General features: G+C 66.2%; 10 protein-coding genes. 4 read left to right on the top strand and 6 right to left on the bottom strand.

The window, feature by feature from the left end:
- Together VFR64_10340 and VFR64_10335 are read left to right on the top strand one after the other, a co-directional pair.
- On the top strand, nt 1-406 hold a 406-nt coding region (locus VFR64_10340), incomplete at its 5' end, for a YhjD/YihY/BrkB family envelope integrity protein (GenBank protein ID HET9490136.1).
- Nucleotides 403-780 carry a YhjD/YihY/BrkB family envelope integrity protein gene (locus VFR64_10335; protein ID HET9490135.1) on the top strand — a complete coding sequence of 126 codons (378 nt, stop codon included), beginning with the start codon at nt 403-405 and terminating at the stop codon, nt 778-780. The genes VFR64_10340 and VFR64_10335, both read left to right, overlap by 4 nt.
- A 495-nt stretch (nt 781-1,275) precedes the next feature.
- Here VFR64_10335 and VFR64_10330 read toward each other — a convergent pair whose 3' ends face one another.
- Nucleotides 1,276-2,352: an FtsX-like permease family protein gene (locus VFR64_10330; GenBank protein ID HET9490134.1), complete on the bottom strand. Its 1,077-nt coding sequence runs from the start codon at nt 2,350-2,352 to the stop codon at nt 1,276-1,278.
- Between the two features lie 96 nt (nt 2,353-2,448).
- On the opposite strand from VFR64_10330, the gene VFR64_10325 reads away from it, so the two are divergent.
- Nucleotides 2,449-3,405 (top strand): fatty acid desaturase, encoded by a 957-nt coding sequence (locus VFR64_10325; GenBank protein HET9490133.1) that lies wholly within the window; start codon nt 2,449-2,451, stop codon nt 3,403-3,405.
- 4 nt (nt 3,406-3,409) lie between these two features.
- On the opposite strand, the gene VFR64_10320 is transcribed toward VFR64_10325, so the two are convergent.
- The 5 genes from VFR64_10320 to VFR64_10300 are packed head-to-tail and all read right to left on the bottom strand — an operon-like array spanning nt 3,410 to nt 9,218.
- Entirely contained in the window at nt 3,410-4,531 is a 1,122-nt protein-coding gene (locus VFR64_10320; GenBank protein ID HET9490132.1) for an N-acetyltransferase, read from the bottom strand.
- Nucleotides 4,532-4,543: 12 nt separating this feature from the next.
- Entirely contained in the window at nt 4,544-5,176 is a 633-nt protein-coding gene (locus VFR64_10315; protein ID HET9490131.1) for a sterol desaturase family protein, read from the bottom strand.
- Nucleotides 5,177-5,180: 4 nt separating this feature from the next.
- On the bottom strand, nt 5,181-5,996 hold the full coding sequence (locus VFR64_10310) for an SDR family oxidoreductase (protein HET9490130.1): 816 nt from the start codon (nt 5,994-5,996) through the stop codon (nt 5,181-5,183).
- A 1-nt stretch (nt 5,997) separates the two neighbouring features.
- Nucleotides 5,998-7,500 (bottom strand): aminotransferase class I/II-fold pyridoxal phosphate-dependent enzyme, encoded by a 1,503-nt coding sequence (locus tag VFR64_10305; GenBank protein HET9490129.1) that lies wholly within the window; start codon nt 7,498-7,500, stop codon nt 5,998-6,000.
- A complete protein-coding gene (locus tag VFR64_10300) occupies nt 7,497-9,218 on the bottom strand; it encodes a fatty acyl-AMP ligase (GenBank protein HET9490128.1) in 1,722 nt (573 codons plus the stop codon). Before VFR64_10300 ends, VFR64_10305 begins: the two co-directional genes overlap by 4 nt.
- 136 nt (nt 9,219-9,354) lie before the next feature.
- Between VFR64_10300 and VFR64_10295 the strand changes: the two genes are divergently transcribed.
- Nucleotides 9,355-9,567, top strand: a 213-nt coding sequence (locus VFR64_10295) for a DinB family protein (GenBank protein HET9490127.1), incomplete at its 3' end; no start/stop codon positions are given.

Here is a 9,567-nt window from a genome sequence, read left to right as displayed (position 1 = left end):
CGTGCCCCCTCGAGGGATCCTGGCGCTCTCGGGTACGCTTAGCGGTATGGATGAGGCGTGGCGGGTGCTCCGGGACACCATCAGCGACTGGTACCAGGACCGGGCGCAGCGGCTCGGCGCCGCGCTGGCGTTCTACACGTTGTTCGCGCTGGCGCCCGGCCTCGTCATCCTCATCCCGCTGACCGGCGTCTTCCTCGGCCCTCAAGCCGCGCAGGGGCACATCGTCGAGCAGATCGAGTCCCTGATCGGCCGGCCGGGAGCGGAGGCCATCGAGGCCATGATCGTGAGCGCCCGCGAGGAGGGAGCCGGCGTGACCGTCGTCGCGGTGATCACGCTCGTGTTCGGGCTGTGGTGGGTGTTCGGCGAGCTGCAGGACGCGCTGAACACGATCTGGGGCGTGACGTGATCTCGTTCTGTGTCATCACGTTCCTCTTCGGCATGATCTTCAAGCTACTGCCCGACGTCTATGTGGCGTGGCGAGACGTGTGGCTGGGTGCGGCCCTGACCTCGCTGCTCTTCACGCTGGGCAAGGTCGTGATAGGTCTCTATCTGGGCCGGAGCACGATCGGCTCAGCCTACGGCGCCGCTGGCTCGCTGGTTGTCGTCCTGCTCTGGGTTTACTACTCCGCGCAGATCCTCTTTTTCGGGGCCGAGTTCACAAAGGTCTGGGCGCGCCGGCGGGGCGCGGGCACGGTGCCGACGGAGGCGGCGGTGCCGCTGACCGAAGAGCCCAGAGCCGAGCAAGGCATGGCGCGTGGGCAGAAGCTCGGGGCGCCGTAGACTCCGCGTGATCAACGCTCCGGGGGCGGCTGAGGTCGAACCGTCGCCGGCGTCGTGGCGTGTAGGGGGACAGCCTCATCCGGGCAATGAAATCGTGCACTTGAGTTGTATAAGTTCGAACGTGTCCCGTTTAGGCCCCAGCAGTCGCTTAGAAGCGCGGTTTCTTGGAGTTGGGGTCGCGGACCAGGTCGACCCAGTAGGTGGTGGGCGCCGTGTAGCACTGTGCAAAGCGGGCCCCCCGCAACCAGCAAGGACAAGGGGGTTAGCGGTCAGCGCCGCTAGCCCCTGGTCGTTTTGGACGTGTTTTCGCGCGAAGCGGGCCTGGAACTATTCGAGGACGTGGTCCGTCCCCGGCTCAGCAGGGCGACATCTCGAGACCGAGAGCCTTCGCTATCCATATTTCGGGTTTGCTCAATTGCAGCACCAAGACGCCAACATCGGCTCGCTCTCAGGGTCAGGCTCGATGGCGAGGGCAACGTTCCGCGAGCAGATGAGCTAGATCCGCCTCAGCGCGTCGACGATCCGAAGCCGGCTGGCAGAAAGCGCGGGGAGGATGCCCGCCAGAAGCCCTACAGTCAGGGCGAGCGTCAGTCCGGTTACGATCGCGCTCGCCGGCAGATGGAAGAACGGGAGGAGCCCGCCCGTGGGATCGCCGCGGAGCGTGAAGAGCTTCGCCAGAGCGAGGCCGAGGCCGCCGCCGATGAAGGCGATGACCAGGGTTTCTGCAATAACGAGGGCCAGCACGAGAGCGTCCGAGAACCCCACCGCCTTCATCACGGCCAGCTCCCGAGTGCGTTCGCGCACGGCGATGGCCATCATGTTGCCGGTCACGAGCAGCAGAGTGAAGAAGACGACGCCGCCGATGCTCAACATCAGGACCGCGACATTGCCGATCCGCTTCGCCCACGAGGCGGCGAAGGCCGTCTCGGTCTCGGTCTTGGTCTCGAACGCAGAGTTTGCGAATTGCCGGTCAATCGCCTGCACCACGCGCGCGGCGTCATCCGGGGTGGCAACGCGCACGGTGTACCAGCCCACGAGGCCCTTTCCGAAGGTTCGTCGCTCGTCGAGATAGTCCCAGTGAAACCAGAACTGAGTGGTGTCGTCCTGCACTCGCTGGCCCCGGTACACGCCGCGAATGTTGAATTCCCACGCTCCCGGGAAGAGCGAGCCCTTGATCGGGACGCGATCCCCGACCTTCCACCGGAAGCGCTCGGCCAGGGCCTCGCCCACGATGGCCCCCTCTCGGTCGGCCAGGAACGACTGCCACTGGTCGTCAGGGACGATGCACTCGGGAAACACCTGACGGTAGCTGTCGCGGTCGATGGCGAACTGGGCAAAGGAATGACGTTCGTCTCGATAAAGGCCACCGAACCAGGTGGCGAACGTCACCTGGGTCACGCCGGGGATTCGCGCCAACCGCTCACGGTAGGCCAACGGAAGGGGCTGGATCAGCGAACCGCGATTGACCACGACGAGCCGGTCGGCGCCAGCGATGTGCATGCCCTGCTGGAAGGCGCCGCGGACGACTGAAAGGATCGCGAACAGGAAGAGGGCCACTGCGAAGGAACCCATTGTCAGGCCCGTGCGGACCTTTCTCCGGAACAGATTGGCCAGGAGGAGATGTAGCACGTCGATGCGTATGATACCGTCCTGGTCGAGAGCCACGCGATGGCCACACCACGGATCGACTTTCCCCGGTCGACATCCAGCGAGCCTCACGCCGATCGGGCGCGCGAAATCCTGGCTCGGCATCCCGAGATCTGGCGCCATGTCGGGTGTAACCCGTGGAGCGTCCTCCCGATCGTGGCGCTCGTCGCGGTGCAAACGATCCTGGCCGCCTGGACGCAACGACAGCCCTGGTGGATCGTGCCGATCGTGTCCTACGTGGTCGGAGCCTTTGCCACCCACGCCTTACTCGTGCTGGTCCACGAGTGCGCGCACAATCTCGTGTTCGAGCGACGGAGCTTGAACAGGGTCGCTGGAATTCTGGCCGGGCTGCCGACGGTGCTGGTGAACGCGGTCACCTGGGGTCGGTATCACCTGAAGCACCATCGCTATCAGGGTGTCTACGAGCGAGACTTCGACCTGCCAAGCCGATGGGAAGCTCGGCTGATCGGCCGCTCCCCGACCGGAAAGGCCCTCTGGTTCCTGCTCTTTCCGCTGTTCCACATGACTCGAGCGCTGCGGAACGTACAGGAGATCGAAGAGCTCAAGATGGATCGGTGGGTGTTCCTTGCCTTCGCCTGTCAGATCGCATTCGTCGGGGGGGTCAGCGCCCTGCTGGGAATCAAGGCGATCACATACCTGCTCGCTTCGCTCTTCTTCTCGATTGGACTCCACCCTCTGGGAGGGCGATGGGTCCAGGAGCATCTCGTGACGAACGAGTCACAGGAGACCTACAGCTATTACGGCCCGCTGAACCTCCTCTCCTTCAACGTGGGACACCATAACGAGCATCACGACTTTCCAGCGGTTCCGTGGAATCGACTGCCGCAGGTCAGGTGTCTCGCCGAAGTGTATGAGCATCTCGTCTGGCATGCCTCCTGGACTGCATTACTCCTGCGCTTCCTGTTCGACCGGACACTCGGGCTGTTCGATCGAATGGTTCGTGTCGGCTCGCCCTGACGATTCAGGCGAAGATCTTCTGATAGATCCGGTAGCGTTTGTAAGCGACCGCGCCGATCTCCTGGAGAATCCGGATCATCGCGTAGTTGTCCTCGAGGACCCACGCCAGCTCCCAGTGAAGGCACTGCGCCGCCCGCTGCTTCCAGATCTCCATCAAGAGTCTGAGGTCGATGCCCTGCCCGCGATACGCTCTCTTGACGCCGAGGAGCGCCACCCGAACAGTATCGATGCGCCGGCGCCGGACCCAGGCGTAGAGCAGGCCCCACGGGGTCGCACGCCCGTTGAGGGGGCGAATGACCTGGTTGAGATCCGGAATCGAGACGAAGCACGCGATGGCCTGACCATCGACCTCTGCCAGGAGACTCAGGTCTGGAAGGATGGCGGTCTTGAGCTGCCGGGCCAGGTGTCGCGCCTCGGCCTCGGTGATCGGCACGAAGCCCCAGTTGTCGCTCCACGCCTCGTTGTAAATGGCGGTGATCCGCAAGGCCTCGGCCTCGAGCTCCCGCATGTTGATCGATCGGATCGAAACCGGCGGCCGAGACGTGAGCCTGGCCGCGGCTTCCAGCGCCCGGTGAATGCGAGGCGGCAACGGCGGGTGATAGTAGCGATAGAAGGCGAGCAGGTCTTTGCACTTTGTAAGCCCAGCCGCCTCGATGTACTGAGCGTAGTAGGGGGGATTGTATGACGAGCCGAACACCGGCGCGGTCCCGAACCCTTCCACGAGAAGGCCGCATTCCAGCTCGTTCGTCGAGAGGTTGACAGGGCCCCTGAGGAACGTTGCGTGACGCTCGCGCACCCACGCCTCGGCGGCGCCCACCAGCTCGGTGGCAGCGGCCTGGGCGTCGGGCAGGCACTCGAACAGGCCGAAGAAGCCCGCTCGCTCGCCGTGAAAGCGGTCGTGGGCGTCGTTGACGACGGCGGCGAGACGTCCCATCGTGCGGTGGCCTTCGCGAGCGAGAAATAGCTGGACGCGGGCGTGCTGAAAGAAGGGATTCCGGTCGGGATCGAGGAAGGCTTTTCGCTCTCGGATCAGAGGCGGCACCCACAGGTGGTCCCCTTCGTAGACTCGCCAGGGAAATTTGATGAAGTCGGCGACATCCCCGGGTTGGAGCAGGATGATGTCCATTCGCCGAGGGATTCACCGGGTCCGGAACACATGGTCCCAGAGCGTGGTGCTCACACCGAAGCGGCGATCGTGCCGGTCGAAATGATGGCGCATGTGGTTTCGCTGCAGCGCCGTGAGCCAGCGCGCGCGCGCCGGCTGCGTGTGCACGACGTAGTGAATTGTGTCATACGCGACGTAGCCGGCCACGAACCCGGCATACAATGCCTCGCCAAGCGGCTGGCCGGCCGCGGCCACGAACAGAGCATAGAACACCACGGCCAAGGGTACGCTCACCATGGGCGGCATGACGAGCCGACCAGGGTCGGACGGATAAGCGTGATGCACGCCATGCACGAGATGGGCGAGCGCGCGGCCGACGCGGTGCCGCGGCCGCAGGTGGAACAGACCTCGGTGGATTGTGTACTCGGTCAGCGTCCACGAGACCAGGCCGGCCAGCACTGCGATCAGCATTCCGCCGAGCGGCGCGTCGTCGGAGGCGAAACGCCAGAGCATAGCCATGATGACGGGGAGAAAGAGCACGGACGGAACGGCCGGATGAACCCGAGTCAGACGCTCCAGATGCGGATTGTTCAAGAGCCGGGCTTTCCCCGCATTCGCCGGCGGCCAATCGGCCACGCGGATTTCGAGGGTGTGGTCTTCGCCCATAGCGCTAGCGTCGCGCGCGAGCCACCAACCGGTCGAAGTACCAGTTCAGCCCGGGGGCGAGGACGCTGTGTAAGCGGGCCAGGAGAGTCATTTCCAGGCCCGGGGTGATCGTGAACGCCTCCCGCTGGATGCCGCGCACGATGGTCCGGGCCACGCCGTCCGCGCTCCACGTCTTGGCCCGGCTGCTGATCATCTGCGTCTCGAGCGGCTTGGTGCGCCGCTCCTGATCGAGCTGGGGCGTTTCGGTGTCCGGGGGGTACACGATCGAGACGTGGATGCCACGCGGCCTGAGCTCGGCCCGCAGCGATTCGCCGAGGCCGCGGACGGCGAACTTGGTCGGACTGTAGGCCGCGTACCCGTAGAGGCCGACCAGCCCGGCGCCCGACGACATGAGGACGAGATGGCCCCGCCGCCGCGGCTCCATGGCCGGGAGCGCCGCGTGGATCGCGTACAGCGTCCCGAAATAGTTCGTCGCCATCGCGCGCTCGAAGGCCTCGGGCGGCACAGCCCGGAAGTAGTCGCAGTGGGCAATACCGGCCGACGTCATCAGGATGTCCGGCGGACCGATTTCCTCGATGCAGGCCGTGACGGCCGAGGCGATCTGTTCCCGCTTGGTGACGTCGGCGACGAGCGCGACGACTCGCTGCTCGGGCGCGATCCGCGCGGCGGCGATCGCCGCGCTCGCCTCGTCGAGCCGGATCCGACCCCTCGCCACGATCGTGACGTGCGCGCCCTCTCGTGCGAGCCGCACGGCCGTGGCCCTGCCGATGCCGCTCGAGCCCCCGGTAATGATCGCGTGCTGCCCGATGAAGCCGGCCACGCTAGCTCCGCCCCAGGCAGGAGAGCTCTTGAGCGACCGTGGCGACCGTGACGCGGATCTGCTCGTCGCTGTGCGTGCTGGTCACGAAAAACCGCAGGCGGGCGCGGTGGTCATGGACGGCCGGCGGGATGACCGGCATGACACTGATGCCGCGGCGAAAGAGCGCCTCGGAGAGCGCGATGCACCGCAGGTCGTCACCGACCATGACCGGCACGACGGCGGACTCGCCACTACTGCCGGTGTCGAGACCGTGGGCTCGGGCGAGCTCGCGGAACAGGCGGATGTTGGCGTGAAGCCGAGCGACCCGCTCGGGCTCGGCCCGCATCAGCCGGATGGCAGCCAGCGCGGCGCCGGCATCGGGGGGCGACATTCCCACACTGAAGAGGAAGCCGGGCGCCAGGTACTTGAGGTGCTCGACGACCGCATGCCGGCCGGCGATGTACCCGCCACAGCTTGCGAACGCCTTGCTGAGCGTGCCCATCCACAGGTCGACGTCGTTCGGATCGACCTTGAAGTGCTCGCCGACGCCCCGGCCGTGTGCGCCGAGAACTCCCATCGAATGGGCTTCGTCGACAATGAGAAACGCTCGGCGGCGCTTGACCACGGCAATGAAGTTCGGCAGATCGGGGACATCGCCCTCCATGCTGTAGGCGCCCTCGAGCGCCACCAGCACCCGTTCGTGACGGCCGCGGAGGCTCGACAGCAGCGAGTCGAGCGCTTCCCAGTCGTTGTGCGGGAACGCCCGGCGCGCGGCGCGTGAGACCAGACCTCCCTGGACGAGGCTGTTGTGGCTCTGCGCGTCGTATAGGATGAGGTCGCGCGGCCGCGGCCGGAGCAGGTATCCAATGGTGGCGACGTTGGTGGCGTGACCGCTGACGTGGACGACGCAGTCTTCGGTGCCGAGCAGGGTTGCGAGCTCGCGCTCGAGCTCTCGATGGAGCGGCCGTTCACCGGCGACGATGCGGCTGGCCGAGACGGAGGTGCCATACGCGTCGATGGCGGCCTTGGCGGCCCGGCAGACGACGGGGTCCCCGGACATTCCGAGATAGTTGTAGCTGGAGAAGTTGATGAGCCGACGTCCGCCGATGACCACGGTATCGCGGGCGATCCCTTCGTGCACTCTGAAGAAGGGGTTGGCGAGGCCCAGGTTCTGGAGCCTGTCGAACCGGTCCCGCAGCGCCAGATACTCTGGGAACAGCTCGAAGTGATTGTGCTCAGGTGGGACCTCGTCGGGGGCAGATGGACCGCTCGTCTCGCATGCCAGGAAGCCGGCCAGCGCCTCGATGGTCGGATAGTCCATGAGGAGCGCCGGGTCCACCGGACGTCCCAGCCAGTCCTCGAGATCGGCAGTGAGCGTCACGGCCGCCAGCGAGTCGAACCCGTAGTCGCGCAGCGGCCGCTTGATCGAGATGGTCTCGGGAGCTACGCCAAGCGCCTCGGCGACGAGAGAGACCAACCTGGCGTGCACCGCTCCGACTGCGCGCTCGGCGGGCCCGGGGCTCATGCGCGATCCGAGGCCGAAGCCGTGAGGTCCCGGCGATGCCCGGCAAGGGCTCCGGAGAGGTAGTCGTTCCGGCAGGCGAAGCGCTGGATCTTACCGCTCGTGGTTCGTGGAAGTTTTCCCGCCCGCACCAGCAGCACGGACGCGACGCGCACGTTGTGGCGCTCCATCACCGCGCATCGGATGGCGTCGATGATCGCGTCGACGTCCGGCTGCCGGTCCTCGCGGTCGATCTCCTGCGCGACGATCAGCTGCTCCTCTCCGTCCGAGACGACAGAGAACGCCGCACCGCTCCCGGCGCGCAACGATGGATGGCTGCGGGCAACTGTCCATTCGATATCGTCGGGATAGTGGTTTCGACCGCGGATGATGACGAGATCCTTCAACCGTCCGGTGACGAACAGCTCGCCGTCGCGCACGAACCCCAGGTCGCCGGTGCGGAGAAAGGGCCCTTCTCCGGTGGTCGCGAGACGGCCCTCGAACGTCACCTCGGTCTCCTCGGGACGGTTCCAGTACCCGCGGGCCACACTCGGCCCCGCCACCCAGATCTCGCCCACTGCATCGGGAGGGCAGGGAGCTCTGGACTCCGGCTCGACGATCACCACCTGTTGCCCGGGCCGGGCTTTGCCGCAGCTCACGAGAGCCCGCTCGCGGCCGTCGAGCACATGTGACCCGACACGCGAGGTGACCATGAGTGTCGCCTCGGCAAGACCGTAGGAGGGACGAAAGACGGCCGGCCGGAACCCGCACGGGGCGAACGCCGATATGAAGCGTTCTAGAGTCGCGGCGTTGACCGGCTCGGCCGCGACGACGGCGGTCTCCCAGCTTCGGAGGTCGAGAGAGGCTCGCTGCTCGGCAGTCGTCCGTCGCACGCACAGCTCGAAGGCGAAGTTCGGGCCCCCGCTCGTGGTCCCCCGGTAACGCGAGATGGCATCGAGCCAGCGCAGCGGTCGCTGGAGGAAGTGGAGCGGCGACATCGCGAAGACCGGGAACCCGACGTAGATCGGCTGCAGGAGCCCGCCAATGAGCCCCATATCGTGGTAGGGAGGGAGCCAGATCATTCCGACGGTCTCCGCGGAATGGCCAAGCGTATCCCGAACGATCGCCGAGTTGTGGAGCAGATTCCCGTGAGTGAGAGCGACACCCTTGGGAGCAGCGGTCGACCCCGAGGTGTACTGGACGAGGGCGACCGAGTCGGCAGAGACTTCCGGGTCGCGCCACGCGCTTGCCGCTTCGAGGTCGAGGCTGTCGGTGGCCACCCATTGCAGCAACCCGAATTCCGGCGCGTTGCGGATCATGACCTCGGCGAGACCGAGGCCGGCCGAGTCGGTTAGCACCACCCCGGGCTTCACGTCCGCGACGATGCTCCGGAGCCTCGGAAGGGTCAGTTCCAGTCGAGCCGGATGCGGCGGCCAGGCCGGAACCGCGGCGACGCCGGAGTAGAGGCAGCCAAAGAACGCCGCGACGTAGTCCAGTCCCGGCGAATAGAGCAACAGCGCACGGTCGCCCGGGGAGAGGCTCTGCTGCAAGGTCGCGGCGATGGCCCGCGCGTGGCGCTCGAGCTCCTGGTAGGGCAGCCGGGATTCTCGGGACTCACCGTCGACGAGGAAGGTGTAGACGACCCGCTCTGGACGGTGCTGGGTCCGATTTCGGATGACATCGACCCACGTCTCCGATCGGTTCGCGCGGGAGACCGCGGAAACGTCCGCCGGCGTGACCATCGCGACCTCCGCAGTGCGGCCAATGATAGCCAACGACGTCTTCAAGCGCAACGAGTCTTCGTTCCGCGTCTCCGAGCCGGGCGCCGTGTGAAGGAGACCCGGCTCCAAGTTAGACTCTGGGTGGAGCCCTTACCGCATGAACGATCTCCCCCGACGCTCGACCACCGACGCGCTCCTCGAAGCGCTGCTGGATGCGCGCGGCATGGAGCTCGAGCTGCTCGACGGCCTCACGGACGCCCAGATGCTGGGCGTCAAGGCGCACTTCCTGGAGCCACCCATCTGGGAGATGGGGCACGTCGGCTGGTTCCAGGAGTACTGGATCGCGCGTCACCTCGACGGCCGCCCGACG

The sequence above is a fragment of the Candidatus Methylomirabilota bacterium genome (genome assembly GCA_035709005.1).
In the GTDB taxonomy this organism is placed as follows: domain Bacteria; phylum Methylomirabilota; class Methylomirabilia; order Rokubacteriales; family CSP1-6; genus 40CM-4-69-5.
This window is presented reverse-complemented; position numbering and strand designations above follow the sequence as displayed.

Excerpts from the sequence above, each read along its gene's own strand:
- VFR64_10330 (HET9490134.1), bottom strand. The coding sequence starts at position 2,352 with ATGGGTTCCTTCGCAGTGGCCCTCTTCCTGTTCGCGATCCTTTCAGTC.
- VFR64_10325 (HET9490133.1), top strand. The coding sequence starts at position 2,449 with ATGGCCACACCACGGATCGACTTTCCCCGGTCGACATCCAGCGAGCCT.
- VFR64_10320 (HET9490132.1), bottom strand. The coding sequence starts at position 4,531 with ATGGACATCATCCTGCTCCAACCCGGGGATGTCGCCGACTTCATCAAA.
- VFR64_10315 (HET9490131.1), bottom strand. The coding sequence starts at position 5,176 with ATGGGCGAAGACCACACCCTCGAAATCCGCGTGGCCGATTGGCCGCCG.
- VFR64_10305 (HET9490129.1), bottom strand. The coding sequence starts at position 7,500 with ATGAGCCCCGGGCCCGCCGAGCGCGCAGTCGGAGCGGTGCACGCCAGG.
- VFR64_10300 (HET9490128.1), bottom strand. The coding sequence starts at position 9,218 with ATGGTCACGCCGGCGGACGTTTCCGCGGTCTCCCGCGCGAACCGATCG.